Here is a 15437-nt window from a genome sequence, read left to right on the forward strand (position 1 = left end):
GATTCCCGGCGGATCGGATTACTGACCGATGAAGGTCGCCTTTTCGCGCGTACTGATTTCGGGTTTGTCGACCGCCGTGATGACGAAACGGATGTCGTGACTCCCCTTGGTGGCCACTTGCGGGTCTGCCTGCAACCGGACGCCGACTTCCTGCATGTCGGTCGGTGCAATGTCGATGGAGCTAGGGCCGTCGACCAGGACACGCAGACCGGGCAACCCTTCGGCAGTAATACGGTAAGTGTGCCTGGCTTCGTCGGCATTCTCGATCTGGATCCGGTAGCTGTTTTCCAGCCAGCCATCGTCGGCCTCGCGCACCAGCGCAACGCGATCACGTGCGATGTTGGCCTTCACCGGCTGGCGCAACACCAAACCGGTGACCGTGGCGATCATGATGATTGAGAGAACGACCGCGTACATCATCACCCGCGGCCGAACCAGGCGCTTGAGCAGTTGCCGCTCCGGGTAGTCTCCCTTGAGCGCGTTCTCCGAGGTGTAGCGGATCAGGCCGCGCGGGTAGTTCATCTTGTCCATGACCGTATCGCAAGCGTCGATACAGGCAGCGCAGCCGATGCATTCGTACTGCAGGCCGTTGCGGATGTCGATGCCGACCGGGCAGACCTGCACGCACATCGTGCAGTCGATGCAGTCGCCCAGTCCTTCGGCCTTGTAATCGGCGCCTTTCTTGCGGCTGCCGCGTGCCTCGCCGCGCTTTTCGTCGTAGGACACGATCAGCGTATCGGCATCGAACATCGCACTCTGGAAACGGGCGTACGGACACATGTACTTGCAGACCTGCTCGCGCATCCAGCCGGCGTTGCCATAGGTGGCAAAGCCGTAGAACAGTATCCAGAACAGCTCCCAGCCACCAAGGGCCAGTATCAGCATGTCGGACCACAGCTCGCGGATCGGCGTGAAGTAACCGACGAAGGTAAAGCCGGTCCATAGCGAAAAGACGATCCACAGTGCGTGCTTCGTGGCCTTCAGCCGCAACTTGCGGGCCCCGAGCGGGCCGTTGTCGAGCTTGATCCGCGCCGGGCGGTCGCCTTCGACCCATTTCTCGATCCACAGGAAGATTTCGGTATAGACGGTCTGCGGACAGGCGTAGCCGCACCAGAGCCGGCCACCGATCGTCGTCCAGGCGAACAGGCCGAACGCACACAGCATCAGCAGGGCGGTCAGGTAGATGAAGTCCTGCGGCAGGAACAGCAGGTTGAAGATGTAGAACTTGCGCGTCGAGAGGTCGAACAGCAGCGCCTGGCGGCCATTGATCTGCAGCCACGGAACGGCATAGAAAAACAGTTGGGTGGCGATGACGGCAAAAACGCGCCAGTTGTTCCACAGCCCGGTTACCCAGCGCGGATAAATTTTCCGGTGTGCGGCGTACAGGTGGATCTGTTCGTACTCGCCATCGTCGCTGACGACATTGACCGGAATGTCCTGGAGTTTCTGCTTGCTCATCGCGCTTTCCTGATGTGCTGATTCCCGAGCGGCGCCGGAACGGTTCTCGTTCTCGATCGCGCCTCAGGATGGTAAAACGGGCGGGGATAAGCCCGCCCGTTGTACTTTGCCGGAAAACCGGCGACTTACTTGGTTGCCGCGGCCGGCGTGTTCGACAGGCCGTAGACGTAGGCGGCCAGCAGGTGCACCTTGCTGTCGCCCAGGAAGTCCTTCCACGCCGGCATGACGTTGTTGCGGCCGTTGGTCACCGTTTCGATGATCGTCGCTTCGGAACCGCCGTACAGCCAGACCTTGTCGGTCAGGTTCGGCGCACCAACGTCCTTGTTGCCCTTGCCGTCCGCACCGTGACAGGCCACGCAGACCTGCTGGAACGTTGCCTGGCCACGCGAAGCGCGCAGTTCGTTGTGCGGCTTGCCGGCGATCTGCATCACGTAGTTGGCAACGTCGCGGACCTTCTCTTCACCGAAAGCGGCGCCGAAGGCCGGCATCTGGCCGTGGCGACCCTTCTCGATGGTTTCGAGGATCTTCTCAGGCGTACCGCCATAGAGCCAGTCGCTGTCGGTCAGGTTCGGGAAGCCCTTGGCACCACGCGCATCGGCACCATGACACTGGATACAGTAGGTGTAGAACAGCCGCTGCCCCATCTCGCGAGCTTCCTTGTCCTGCGCAACCTGGGCGATCGGCAGCTTCGCGTACTTGTCGTAGATCGGGCCGTACTTGGCATCGGCCTTGGCGACTTCCTGCTTGAACTGCCCGGTCGATGTCCAGCCCTTGGCGTTGCCGAACAGCACCAAGCCCGGGTAGAGCGCCAGATAGCCGACCGCAAACACGATGGTCAGAATGAACAGCCACAGCCACCAGCCCGGCAGCGGATTGTTGTACTCCTGCAGGTCGCCGTCCCACTTGTGGTCGAGGACTTCGGCCTTTTCACCCTTCTTGAGCTTGATCACCGCCTGACTCTTGAGCAGGACGGCGAGCCAGATCAGCGACACGATCACGATGACCGCGATGAAGACGCCCCAGAAACCGCTATAAAAATCTGTCATCTCATTCTTCTCCGTACGGCAGATTTTCAGGCGCGCGGGCCGTGCGGGGTGTCATCGTCCAGCAGCGGCGCCTGAGCGGCCTCGTCAAAGCCCTTGCGGCTCGAGCGGCTGTAAGCCCAGGCGCAGATCCCCAGAAAACAGAAGAAGCTGATGACGGTGACGGCGATGCGCGCGATGTCCTGAAAATCCATGATCCGTATTACCTCTTGTTCTTGAGTGCCAGGCCGAGACCTTGCAGATAGGCGATCAGCGCGTCCATCTCGGTCTTGCCTTCGACAGCCTTGGCGGCGCCGGCGATGTCGGCATCGGTGTAAGGCACGCCAACCTTGCGCAACGCGGCCATCTTCGCCGGCATGGCTTCGGCATCGACCTTCTGGGCGGCCAGCCACGGGAAGGACGGCATCACCGATTCGGGCACCACGTCCTGCGGGTGCATCAGGTGGGCGCGATGCCACTCATCCGAATAGCGACCACCGACGCGGGCGAGGTCCGGACCGGTCCGCTTCGAGCCCCACAGGAACGGGTGGTCGTAAACCGACTCGCCCGCTACCGAGTAGTGCCCGTAACGCTCGGTTTCGGCGCGAAACGGACGGATCATCTGCGAGTGGCAGTTGTAGCAGCCTTCACGGATGTAGATGTCGCGACCGGCCAGCTGTACCGCGGTGTACGGCTTGACGCCTTCGATCGGCTTGGTGACCGACTTCGAGAACATCAGCGGCAGGATTTCCACCAGCATTGCAACGCTGATGGTGGCGATCGTCAGGACGATCAGCCAGCCGACGTTTTCTTCAATGAGTTTCTGAGCCTTGTTCATTTTTATGGCTTTCCTTTAGCTCAAGCGTGGGCAGGCACGGCCGGGATCGGCGCGTTGACAGGCTTGCCGTCGAACACGGTGCGTAGCACGTTGTAGAACATCAGGAACATGCCGGCGACGAAGCAGCAGCCACCCAGGAAGCGGATGAAGTAGTACGGATGGGTTGCCTTGACTGCGTCGATGAACGCGTAGGTCAGCGTGCCGTCCGGGTTGACCGCACGCCACATCAGGCCTTGCGTCACACCGGCGATCCACATCGACGAGATGTAGAGCACGATGCCGAGCGTGGCGATCCAGAAGTGGGCTTCGATCAGCTTGATCGAGTACATCTGTTCGCGATCGAACAGGCGCGGAATCAGGTAGTAGATCGAGCCGATGGTGATCATCGCGACCCAGCCCAGCGCACCCGAGTGCACGTGACCCACGGTCCAGTCGGTGTAGTGCGACAGCGCGTTGACGGTCTTGATCGCCATCATCGGGCCTTCGAACGTCGACATGCCGTAGAACGACAGCGCAGTCACGAGGAACTTGAGGATCGGGTCGGTGCGCAGTTTATGCCAGGCGCCCGACAGCGTCATGATGCCGTTGATCATGCCGCCCCAGCTTGGCGCCAGCAGAATCAGCGAGAACACCATGCCCAGCGACTGGGTCCAGTCGGGCAGGGCGGTGTAGTGCAGGTGGTGCGGACCGGCCCACATGTAGGTGAAGATCAGCGCCCAGAAGTGCACGACCGACAGACGGTACGAGTACACCGGACGACCAGCCTGCTTCGGCACGAAGTAATACATCATGCCGAGGAAGCCGGCGGTCAGGAAGAAGCCGACCGCATTGTGGCCGTACCACCATTGCACCATGGCATCGACGGCGCCCGAGTAGGCCGAATACGATTTCCACAGCGACACCGGTACGAACGCACTGTTGACGATGTGCAGCAGCGCGACGGCAAGGATGAACGCACCGTAGAACCAGTTGGCGACGTAGATGTGCTTGACCTTGCGCTTGGCGATGGTGCCGAAGAACACCACGGCGTACGCGACCCAGACGATGGCCAGCAGGATCTTGATCGGCCATTCCATTTCGGCATATTCCTTGTTGAAGGTAATGCCGAGCGGGTAGGTGATGACACAAAGGACGATCACCAGTTGGTAACCCCAGAAGGTGAACGCAGCGAGGCCGTCGGAGAACAGGCGCACGTTACAGGTGCGCTGGACGACGTAATAGCTGGTGGCAATCAGGCCACAGCCGCCGAACGCGAAGATCACCGCGCTGGTGTGGAGCGCACGCAGGCGCCCGAAGTGGAAATACTGGCCCAGATTGAGTTCCGGCCAGACGAGTTGCGAGGCGATGAACACCCCGAGCAGCATGCCGACAATGCCCCAGACGACTGTCATGATGGCGAATTGCCGCACCACTTTATAGTTATATGTGGCTTGGTTTTCCATGGGAGCGCTCCGAATGATCTCCAAGAACGGCGGTTTTATGAAACCTGTGAGTTTGTACGCAACCCTTTGCAGGCGAACGAAAGGGGCCGATCTGGATCGGCAAATGCGGAATAAGCCGGCGCGACTATAACGAGGGATGGACTAGTCCAACCTTGATTCAAATCAAACCGGCCAACGACCAACGTGCATTTTACCGTGCCGCACGTCATCCAGTCAGTTGTTTTTTTCCCGATCGGACTCATTTCCGGGCAAATGCGGATCCGGTCGGTCGTCATCCTGCAGGATACGGTGCGCCGGACCTTCGAGATCGTCGAACTGCCCGCCGCGGATGGCATTCCAGAACAGCAGCGCGATCACGACGACCAGCAACACCGATAGCGGGATAAGCAAGTAGAGGCTTTCCATCAATATCTCCGCGGAAGCCGGGTCAGGCGCAAGGCGTTGAGGATCACCAGCAGCGAGCTGGCCGCCATGCCGGCACTGGCCAGCCAGGGCGTCACCCAGCCCGCCACCGCGAACGGCAGCGCAACAAGGTTGTAGAGCAGGGCCCACGCCAGATTCTGCCGAATGATCTGCCGGGTACGCCGCGCAAACAAGATGGCCTCGGGAATCCGTTTCAGGTGGTTTTCCAGCAGCACCGCGTCACCGGCGCTCTGTGCCACGTCCGTTCCGCCCCCCATGGCAATCGAGACATTGGCCGCCGCCAGCACCGGCGCATCGTTGACACCGTCCCCCACCATCAGCACGCGCGCACCCTGCGTTTGAAGGGCCTTGATGCAGGCGAGCTTGTCCTCAGGCGAGGCGCCAGCCTGCCAATGCTCGATGTCGAGCTCCCCGGCCGTATGTGCCACCACTCCCGCCGAATCGCCGCTCAGCACGTGCGTACGCAATCCGGCCTGCCGCAATCGGGCCACGGCAGCGGCAGCGTCCGGCCGAAGGGCATCGGCAAGCACCAGCCACCCCAGCCAGACGTCCTCACCAACCAGCGCCAGCAGCGTCCCGTCGCTCGATTCGGGCACCTCCGGCCGGGTCGACGTCGTGAACCCCGCCGCAAAATCCGGATGGCCGATGGCAAAATGCCGTCCGGCGATCGTACCGGTCAGACCGCCACCGGGGTGACTGACAACGTCGCCGGCCATCATCGAACCGCCAAAACCGGCAAAGGCTCCGGCCAGCGGGTGCTCCGAATGATGTTCGAGCGCAGCGGCGAGTCGCAACATCTCGTCCTTGCTCATGCCGGCAACAGGATGAACCGCCCGCAGGACGGGGCGACCAAGCGTCAGTGTCCCGGTCTTGTCGAACACGACATCGGTGACCTGCGCCAGCGACTCCAGCGCATGACCCCGACTGATCAGCACTCCCCGGCGTGCCAGCGCACCGGTGGCAGCCGTCAACGCAGCCGGCGTTGCCAGTGATAGTGCGCACGGACAGGAGATCACCAGCACGGCGACAGCGATCGGCAACGCATGCAGCGGATCGTGCAGATGCCAGTACCACCACGCCGCAGCCGCAACAACGAGCAGCGCCGCAACAAAACGGCCGGAAATCCGGTCAGCCAGTTGCGCCAGACGGGGCTTTTCGGCCAGTGCACGATCGAGCAGCCGGACGATACCGGCCAGCCGCGTCTCCTGACCGACCCGTTCGACGCTGACGATCAGCGGGGACGCCAGATTGATCGTACCGCCGGTCACCACGTCGCCGACCCGCTTTTCGACCGGCAGGCTTTCCCCCGTCAGCATCGCCTCGTTCACCTGTGACACCCCCTCGGTTACGCGGGCATCTGCCGGGAGTGTTTCGCCGGGCCGCACCAGCAGCACGTCACCGACAGCCAGCCGCGTCACCGCCACCTCGTGAGTCATCCGGTCTCGCGGGTAGTTTGCCAGCCGGTGGGCAAATGCCGGAATCAGCCCGGCCAGTTGCTCGAGGGCGGCGCCGGCCTTGGCACGCGCCTGCGACTCGAGGTAGCGGCCGGTCAGCAACAGGAAAACGAACATCGATACCGAATCGAAATACACCTCGCCGTGATCGGTGAGCATGGCATAGACGCTGGCAGCAAACGCCAGCACCACGCTGACCGCCACCGGCAGATCCATGCCGGCCCGGCCGCGCCGGATGTCCCGCCACGCCGAGACGTAGAACGGCCAGCTCGAATACAGCACAACCGGCAACGTCAGCACAAAACTGGCCCAGTTCATCAGATCAAGCCAGCGCACCTCGATTTCGCCGGTCGGCGCCAGGTAGACCGGCACGGCAAACATCATCACCTGCATCATCGACAGCCCGGCCACCCAGAGCCGGAACAAGGCCGACTTGCGGGCCTTGGTCTGGGCAGCCTCCTGCCGGACACGGTCGTACGGCAGGGCGCGATAGCCGATGGCTGCAACGGCTTCCAGCACTGCCGACAGGCTCGTTTGCGCCGGATCCCAGCGCACCCGCGCACGGTGACTGGTGTAGTTGATCGAGACGTCGCTGACACCCGGCAACCGGGCGATCTGCCTTTCGTTCAGCCAGATGCACGCCGCGCAGGTAATGCCCTCGATCATCAGGGCCGCATCCTTCAGTTCACCACTGTCGGCAACGAAGTCCGCCTGCAGCTGCGGATCATCGTAAAGCCGGAGTTGCTCGCGCAGCGCCGAGGGTAGCGGCTCGGCGCGATCGGCCGGCCTGTCCCGCTGCTCGTAGTAGGCGTCGAGACCCGCATCGATGATGCTCTGCGCAACGGCCTGACAACCGGCACAACAGGCCGGCTCACTGCGTTGTCGATAACGGATGACAAAATCGGCACTTTCGGGAACGGATTCGCCGCAATGGAAACAGCACAGGACGACGGGCGTGGAAGCGGCATTCATGGCACGCATTTTACTGCATTGAACTGGCGCGGGGCGCAGACATCCCCAATGATAAACGCCCCGACAAGCGGGGCGTTGCAGAGGCCAGGACGCGTCAGGCCAGACCCTTGGGAAGCGAAAAAACGACGTTCTCTTCGATGCCATCCATCGGTGATACCGATTCCGCACCAAAATCGCCGATGCGCTGGATGACGCGCTGCACCAGCACGTCCGGCGCGGAAGCGCCCGCGGTAATGCCGACACGGACACCATCGGCAAACCACTCCGGCTTCAACTCGGTTTCGTTATCGACCATGTAGGCATCGATACCCAGACTGGCGCCGACCTCGCGCAGGCGATTCGAGTTCGAACTGTTGGGCGAACCGACAACCACCAGCACGTCGACATCGCGCGCCAACTGCTTCACCGCATCCTGCCGGTTCTGCGTGGCGTAGCAAATGTCGTCCTTCTTCGGCCCGACGATGTCGGGGAAGCGGGCGCGCAGTGCGTCGACCACGCGCTGTGCATCGTCGACCGACAGCGTGGTCTGCGTCACGTAGGCAAGTTTTGCATCCGCATTGACGACCATGCCCGGCACGTCCTCAGCCTCTTCGACCAGATACATGCCGCCGTCGGCCTGCCCCATGGTCCCTTCGACCTCCGGGTGACCCTTGTGGCCGATCATGATGATCTCGAAGCCCTGCTGGCGCAGCCGCTTCACTTCGAGATGCACCTTGGTGACCAGCGGGCAGGTGGCGTCAAAAACCGACAGGCCACGGGCTTCGGCCTCGGCGCGAACCGCCTGCGACACGCCATGCGCCGAGAAGATCACCGTATTGCCGGCCGGCACCTCTGCCAGCTCCTCGACAAAGATCGCCCCCTTGGCTTTGAGGTCTTCGATCACGAATTTGTTGTGCACGACCTCGTGACGCACGTAGATCGGCGCACCGAACTTCTCCAGCGCCTTTTCGACGATGGCGATTGCGCGGTCGACGCCGGCACAGAAGCCGCGCGGCTGCGCGAGAATGATCTGCATGCTCATGCGGATTCCTTCTTGCGGAAGCTGTCCCACACCATCAGTGCCGCACCGGCGCAGATGGCCGAATCGGCGAGATTGAACGCCGGGTAGTACCAGTTCCGATAGTAAACCTGGATGAAATCGATCACATGACCGAACAGCACCCGGTCGATCACGTTGCCGATGGCGCCCCCCATGATCAGCGACAGCGACAGCGCGAACAACGTCTGACCATGATGCTTGCGCAAAGTCAGCACGATGAAGACGGAAACGCCAAGCGCCAGGATCGTGAAGAAGTGCCGCTGCCAGCCCCCCGCATCGGCCAGGAACGAGAATGCTGCACCCGGGTTGTAGGCCAGCGTCAGGTTGAAGAAGCCCGGAATGACCGGAAGCACGTCGCCGTAGGCAAATGCCGCCTCGATCGCGTGCTTGGTTACCTGGTCCAGCGCAATGACGGCCACCGCGAGTGCAATCCACTGCCAGAACCGCTTAGGCATGCGTACGCGCCTCGCCGTGGCCGTGCAGGTTGTCATCGCAACGGGCGCACAGCGTCGCATGACCCGCCACTGTGCCGACGCTCGGCACGTAGTGCCAGCAACGGTCGCACTTGGTGTACACCGACGGCGTGACACCAATGGTCAGCGCATCGCTCCGCTTCAGCACCGCCTTCGAGGTAATCAGCACGAAGCGGAGCTCGTCACCGAGACTTGCGAGCGCGTCGTGCAGTTCGCCACCGGCAGCAATCTCGACCTCCGCCTGCAGGCTCGAGCCCAGTTTGCCTTCGGCGCGCAGCACTTCAATGTCCTTCTGCGCGGCGGTCCGCACCTCGCGGATCAGCGCAAAGCGCGTCGACAGCTCGGCCGCATCGGCAATCGATGGTGCCGGGTGCCACGTCGACAGGAAGACGCTGTCGTCGTCGCCGTTCAGCACTTCCCAGGCTTCGTGCGCCGTGAACGACAGGATCGGTGCCAGGATGCGGACCAGCGACTGCGTGACGTGCCACAGCGCGGTTTGCGCCGAGCGACGGATCGCCGAGTCGGCCTTGGTCGTATACAACCGGTCCTTGATGATGTCGAGGTAGAACGAGCCGAGCTCTTCCGAGCAGTAACGGTGGATTTCCTGCACCGCCGAGTGGAACTCGTAACGGTCGTACAGCGCCGTCACACGTTGCTGGAACGCAGCAAGTTCGACCAGCGCATAGCGGTCCAGCGTCAGCAGCTGCTCGGCCGGCAGGGCTTGCGCCGCCTCGAAGTCGGACAGGTTGGCCAGCAGGAAACGCAAGGTATTGCGGATGCGCCGGTAGGCGTCGGTCGTACGCTTGAGGATTTCCTGCGACAGCGACATTTCGCCCGAGTAGTCGGCGCTGGCGACCCACAGCCGCAGCATGTCGGCGCCGATGCTGTTGAAGATTTCCTGCGGTTCGATGCCGTTGCCCTTGGACTTCGACATCTTGTGACCCTTGTCGTCGACGGTGAAGCCGTGGGTCAGCAGTTGTTTGTACGGCGCGCGGCCTTCGGTGGCGCAGCCGGTGAGCAGCGACGACTGGAACCAGCCGCGATGCTGGTCCGAGCCTTCCAGATACAGGTCGGCCGGCCAGCCCAGCTCCTCGCGCTGACGCAGCACCGCGTAGTGGGTCGAGCCCGAGTCGAACCAGACGTCGAGCGTGTCCTTGAGCTTTTCGTACTGTGCCGCTTCGTCACCGAGCAGTTCGGCCGCATCGAGCTTGAACCACGCTTCGATACCCTCGTTTTCGATGCGCTGGGCGACCTGTTCGAGCAACTCGCCGCTGCGCGGATGCAGGTCGCCGGTTTCCTTGTTCACGAAGAAGGTCATCGGCACGCCCCAGTTGCGCTGGCGAGAAATGCACCAGTCCGGGCGGTTGCCGATCATGGCCTCGAGCCGCGCACGCCCCCAGGCCGGGAAGAATTCGGTGTCGTCGACGGCCTTGTTGGCGTGCTGGCGCAGGGTAGTGCCGTCGACCGCCTTTTCCATCGCGATGAACCACTGCGTGGTCGCGCGGAAAATGATCGGCGTCTTGTGCCGCCAGCAATGCGGGTAGCTGTGCTTGAGTTTTTCGTTGGCGAACAGCGCCTGATGCTCGTCGAGCACCGCAATCACTAGCGGATTGGCTTCCCAGACGGTTTTGCCGGGTGCGAACGATGCGCTGCCGATGTAACGGCCGTCGCCGCCAACCGGATTTTCCACCGGAAGGTGATAGTGCAGACCGACCAGATAGTCGTCCAGGCCGTGCGCCGGCGCGGTATGAACGAGGCCGGTACCGGCGTCGGTCGTCACGTGCTCGCCAAGAATGACCGGTACTTGCCGGTCAAGGAAGGGGTGTTGCAGCTGCAGGAGGTTCAAACGCGAACCGTGCGCCTTGGCAATGACCTCTGCAGCCTCGATGCCGTAGCGCTTCAGCGCGGACTCGGCCAGATCGGCGGCGAGCACCAGCAGGCCGCGCGGCGTGGCGATCAGGTCATAGGTCAGTTCCGGGTGAACGCACACAGCCTGGTTGGCAGGCAGGGTCCACGGTGTCGTGGTCCAGATGATCGCGTAAGCCGGTTGATCCTGCAGATTGACGCCGCCAAAGGCCTGCGACAGTGCGGTGGTGTCGACGAAGCGGAAACCGACGTCGATCGCCGGCGACACCTTATCTTCGTACTCGACCTCGGCTTCGGCCAGCGCCGAACCGCAATCGACGCACCAGTGCACCGGCTTCTGGCCTTTGACGATGTAGTCGTTGGCGTGGATCTTGCCGAGGGTGCGGACGATGTTGGCTTCGGTCTTGAACGCCATCGTCTGGTACGGGTCGGCCCAGTCACCCCAGACACCAAGCCGGATGAAGCCTTCCTTCTGGATTTCGATCTGCTTGGCAGCATAGGCACGGCACAGTTCGCGCACGAAAGCCGCCGGCAGGTGGGTTTCCTTTTCGCCCAGACCGTTTTCCTTGCGGAATGCAACGATACGGGCGTGAATGTCCGGATTGGCCTTGACGGCTTTGTCATCGCTCTTGGCGATCTTTTCGATCTGGTGTTCGATCGGCAGGCCATGGCAGTCCCAGCCCGGCACATAAGGCGCATCGAAACCGGCCAGCGACTTCGACTTGATGATGATGTCCTTCAGCGTCTTGTTCACCGCGTGGCCGAGGTGGATCTCGCCGTTTGCGTACGGCGGGCCGTCGTGCAGGATGAACTTCGGCCGGTTTTCCTGTTTGGCGCGCTCGCGCAGCTTCTTGTAGAGCTGGCGATCCTGCCATTGCTTCAGAAAACCCGGCTCGCGCTTGGCGAGGTCGCCGCGCATCGGGAACGCGGTATCCAGCAGGTTGACCGGGTATTTATTCGACGCTTTTTCGCTCATGGTGTCTCTCAGTGTCGGTCACGATTCGCGAACCAGTCGCGGGCTTGGTCACAATCTTTGTGGATCTGGGCAATCAGTGGTTCCAGACCCGAATACTTTTCTTCGTCGCGCAGCTTGGCGAGAAAATCCACCCTGAGGTGTTCGCCGTAAATCTGTCGATTGAAATCGAACAGGTGCACCTCCAGTACCGGCGCAGCATCCGCACCTTTGACGGTCGGCCGGACGCCGAGGCTGGCAACACCCTGCCAAGGCTTTTCCAGCCCGTGCACCTCGACAACGAAAACCCCCATCATTGGCGGCTTGTTGTGGTGCAGCTGAATATTGGCGGTCGGAAACCCGAGCTGCCGGCCAAGCCGGTCCCCGCCGATCACCCGGCCCGAAATCGAATACGGCCGGCCGAGCAGGGTGGCGGCCTGTGCCATATCACCCTGTGCAAGCGCTGCGCGCACCGCGGTCGAGGACACGCGACCGCCCGCATGCACGACGGTCGGCAGGGCCTGGACATCGAAAGCCTGCGTTTGGGCCAGGAGCGAAATATCGCCCGCCCGGCGAGCACCGAAACAGAAATCGTCGCCGACAATCACGTGACGGGCATTGAGCCGGCCAGCAATGATTTCGTCACGAAACGCGTCGGCTTCGTAGCCGGCGAAGCGACGGTCGAAACGTTGAACGATCAGGTAATCAATCCCTTCCGCGGCCAGGCGTTCGGCCTTCTCGCGAAAACTGGACAGACGGGCCGGAGCCGAATCGGGCGTAAACAGTTCGCGAGGGTGGGGCTCGAAGGTCAGCACCGCGGTAGCCAGACCGCGCTCGTGCGCAATGTTGCGGACCTGGGCCAGCATGGCCTGATGCCCCAGATGAACGCCATCGAAATTGCCGATGGTCAGCGCACAGGGCGGAAGTTGGGCTGCGGCGACACCGCGTACGACTTGCATGATCGGCAATGGCAATCGGGTGCAAAACCATAGATTTTAACGGTTTAGGGGCGGCTTGTCAGGCACGCGCTCGCCGATGTTTTGCACGCCATCGGCGAATCGGTTTTCTATATTGAAAGCCGATTGTCAGGGGCAGAACGATGAACGAGCTTCTCCCGCTTGCTTTCCGGCTGGCGCCGGTCCTGATTGCGGCACTGGCATTGCACGGCAGCCTGAGCTGGCTTCAGGGCATCGCCGCATTGTCCGAGCGTGAACGCCTCCGGCAAGTGGCAGCCGCATCACTGGCGCTGGGCGGCGGCCTGTGGGTAGCCCTGCTTGCGCGACTCCCGCTGGCGAATCCGGAACAACTGCACCAGCCGCTGCCGTTGCTCGGCGGGCTGTTCGTTTCACTACTGGGCGCCGGTCTCGGCCTATGGCTGATCACCAGCAAGCACCTGCGCCTTGCGGGGCTGGTTGCCGTCGTGTTCGGACTGGCTGCCGCGCTGTTTTTCGTGGCCACCCCATACCCGTCCACCTGGCCGACCACCAACCGAATCACCCCCGTGCTGGCACTACTGGCGGCAGTTGCGATTGTCTGGAGCAGCGACCAGGCAAGACTGGGCAAACTCCCGCCGAGCAGGCACGCACTTGCAACCCTGGTAACTGCCCTGGCCATCGGCCTGTCACCCCTGCAAATCGTCACTCCGCCGCAGCCGGAGTTTGCCAGCGAATTTACCCTCCTGCTGGCGCTGACGTTTCCTGCAGTGTCGCTACTTGCGCTGGCCGTACTGGCGCCAGTTCTGGCTCACCTGCTCAAACAACCGGGCAAATCAGCTCCCAGCACACCGCCACCGATCAGGCACCTATTCATGGTGCCGGCCGTCATGCTGATCGCACTTTTCGGTATCGGCGGAGGCTGGGCAGTGGGTCAGCACAACGCCACCCTGCAACGATGGGCGCCACGCCACGACGCAACAATTGACGAGCTGGCCCGCCTGCAAAGCGTGCGCGAGGATTTGGCCGCAACCGGCTCGATTCCAGCCTGGCGCGGCGAAGCAGGGGAGCGACTGCGACAGAGCTGGCACACCTGGCACAACCGGTTCGCCCCACCGAACGAACTCCGGGATGCCGATCTACCGGCGCAGCTGGACGAGGCAGCCAACACCCGCAATCCGTCGGCGGCATTTCAGTCCGAACGCGACCGGATGTTCCAGGCCATCGACACCCGGCAGCGCACGCTCGTTGCACAGCTGGACCGCACCCGGATCGAGTCGCGCCAGACCGGTGCGGCCACGCAGGCTGTCGCCACTTCAATCCTGCTCGTCACCCTGCTTCTGATCCCGGGTGCGTTCTGGCTGATCGGCCGGCTTGGCCAGCTCGCACGGGAGGCGCACGCAGAGCAGCAAAAGTTGCACGCGGACATGCTGGAACGCGAAGCACTCAGCGACACCCTGCGCCGCAGCAATGAGGCACTGGAAGGCGGGCTGGCATCGTTGCGGCGACACCTGCAGGACGTATCCCTGCAGCGCGAACTCGGTCGCATGCTCGAATGCTGTCAGACCTTCGACGAAGCACGCGACATCATCCGTGCCAGCATGGCCAAGCTTTTTCCGGAGAGCGCCGGTCAGCTTTTCATCGACAATCCGGTCACCGCGCAACTTGAAGAGGCCTGCCGCTGGGGCGAGCTCCCCAGGTCGCAAACTGCCATGGCACCTGACGACTGCTGGGGCGTGCGACTGGGGCAAGCGCACTGGCTCCAGTCACCCCAGCACGGCCCGCGCTGCCGCCACGTCCCCGTCGCGCCAAGCCGGCAGAGCCTGTGCATTCCGATGACGGCACAGGGGAGAAACCAGGGCGTACTGACGCTACTGGGTTCGTTGTCACGATCGGAGAGCCAGTTCAGCGATGTCGAACACCAGCTGGCTCTGTCGGTAGCCGAACAGATTTCCCTTGCCATTGCCAACCTGCAACTTCGCGAAACACTGAAACTGCAGTCGATCTCCGACCCGCTGACCGGGCTGTTCAACCGCCGATATCTTGAAGAGTGCTTGCGGCGCGAGCTGGCTCGCGCCAAACGCAGCCGCGGCACGCTGGGCGTCGCCATGATCGACATCGATTACTTCAAGCGCTACAACGACACCTACGGCCATGAAGCCGGCGACGCCGTGTTGCGCGCACTGGCGCAATGCCTGCTCAATCTCGGCCGTGCCGACGATGTCGTCTGCCGTTACGGCGGCGAGGAGTTCACCGTCCTGCTGCCGGCGATCGACCGCGAAGGACTGACCGACTGGGGTGAACGTCTGATGGCAGCGGTCCGCCTGTTGTCGGTCGACTTTCACGGCCAACGGCTGATCGGCATCACGATTTCGATCGGCGCAGTGCTCGCCGGAGCAGGCGAATCGGACTCCGATGCGCCACTCGAACTGGCCGATGCCGCGCTCTATGCCGCCAAGCGGGAAGGGCGCAATCGCCTGCGCTGGTGGACCCCGTCCGACCCGAGCCGGGCCGAAGCCGAGCACATGGCAGCCGCCACGCTGCAGTCGGCCACCTGAGACTGACG

12 protein-coding genes are annotated in these 15437 nt (G+C 62.6%); 1 reads left to right on the forward strand and 11 read right to left on the reverse strand.

Annotated elements, in window-relative coordinates; all coding sequences use genetic code 11:
- Positions 1-18: 18 nt before the first annotated feature.
- From ccoG to IE097_RS07155, 11 genes are all read right to left on the reverse strand, one after another.
- Positions 19-1458 (reverse strand): cytochrome c oxidase accessory protein CcoG, encoded by a 1440-nt coding sequence (gene ccoG, locus IE097_RS07105; protein ID WP_189459465.1) that lies wholly within the window; start codon positions 1456-1458, stop codon positions 19-21.
- A gap of 125 nt (positions 1459-1583) precedes the next feature.
- A complete protein-coding gene (gene ccoP / locus IE097_RS07110; RefSeq protein WP_189459466.1) occupies positions 1584-2504 on the reverse strand; it encodes a cytochrome-c oxidase, cbb3-type subunit III in 921 nt (306 codons plus the stop codon).
- Between the two features lie 26 nt (positions 2505-2530).
- The gene (locus IE097_RS07115) at positions 2531-2695 is read right to left on the reverse strand and encodes a cbb3-type cytochrome oxidase subunit 3 (RefSeq protein ID WP_189459467.1); all 165 of its coding nucleotides are present in this window, start codon (positions 2693-2695) and stop codon (positions 2531-2533) included.
- Positions 2696-2703: 8 nt separating this feature from the next.
- A complete protein-coding gene (gene ccoO / locus IE097_RS07120; RefSeq protein WP_189459468.1) occupies positions 2704-3318 on the reverse strand; it encodes a cytochrome-c oxidase, cbb3-type subunit II in 615 nt (204 codons plus the stop codon).
- A 20-nt stretch (positions 3319-3338) separates the two neighbouring features.
- Complete coding sequence (gene ccoN / locus IE097_RS07125; RefSeq protein ID WP_189459469.1) at positions 3339-4760, reverse strand: cytochrome-c oxidase, cbb3-type subunit I; 1422 nt, start codon at positions 4758-4760, stop codon at positions 3339-3341.
- A 213-nt stretch (positions 4761-4973) separates the two neighbouring features.
- On the reverse strand, positions 4974-5165 hold the full coding sequence (gene ccoS / locus IE097_RS07130; RefSeq protein WP_189459470.1) for a cbb3-type cytochrome oxidase assembly protein CcoS: 192 nt from the start codon (positions 5163-5165) through the stop codon (positions 4974-4976).
- Positions 5165-7609 carry a heavy metal translocating P-type ATPase gene (locus IE097_RS07135; protein ID WP_189459471.1) on the reverse strand — a complete coding sequence of 815 codons (2445 nt, stop codon included), beginning with the start codon at positions 7607-7609 and terminating at the stop codon, positions 5165-5167. Before IE097_RS07135 ends, ccoS begins: the two co-directional genes overlap by 1 nt.
- 94 nt (positions 7610-7703) lie before the next feature.
- Positions 7704-8630: a 4-hydroxy-3-methylbut-2-enyl diphosphate reductase gene (gene ispH, locus IE097_RS07140; RefSeq protein WP_229797477.1), complete on the reverse strand. Its 927-nt coding sequence runs from the start codon at positions 8628-8630 to the stop codon at positions 7704-7706.
- A complete protein-coding gene (gene lspA, locus IE097_RS07145) occupies positions 8627-9103 on the reverse strand; it encodes a signal peptidase II (protein ID WP_229797478.1) in 477 nt (158 codons plus the stop codon). Before lspA ends, ispH begins: the two co-directional genes overlap by 4 nt.
- Positions 9096-11963 carry an isoleucine--tRNA ligase gene (gene ileS, locus IE097_RS07150; protein WP_189459473.1) on the reverse strand — a complete coding sequence of 956 codons (2868 nt, stop codon included), beginning with the start codon at positions 11961-11963 and terminating at the stop codon, positions 9096-9098. Before ileS ends, lspA begins: the two co-directional genes overlap by 8 nt.
- A gap of 8 nt (positions 11964-11971) precedes the next feature.
- Positions 11972-12913 carry a bifunctional riboflavin kinase/FAD synthetase gene (locus IE097_RS07155; protein WP_229797479.1) on the reverse strand — a complete coding sequence of 314 codons (942 nt, stop codon included), beginning with the start codon at positions 12911-12913 and terminating at the stop codon, positions 11972-11974.
- A gap of 125 nt (positions 12914-13038) precedes the next feature.
- Here IE097_RS07155 and IE097_RS07160 point away from each other — a divergent pair, with 125 nt between their 5' ends.
- A complete protein-coding gene (locus IE097_RS07160; protein WP_189459474.1) occupies positions 13039-15429 on the forward strand; it encodes a sensor domain-containing diguanylate cyclase in 2391 nt (796 codons plus the stop codon).
- The last annotated feature ends 8 nt before the right edge of the window (positions 15430-15437 follow it).

The organism is Jeongeupia chitinilytica, assembly GCF_014652315.1.
Lineage (GTDB): Bacteria > Pseudomonadota > Gammaproteobacteria > Burkholderiales > Chitinibacteraceae > Jeongeupia > Jeongeupia chitinilytica.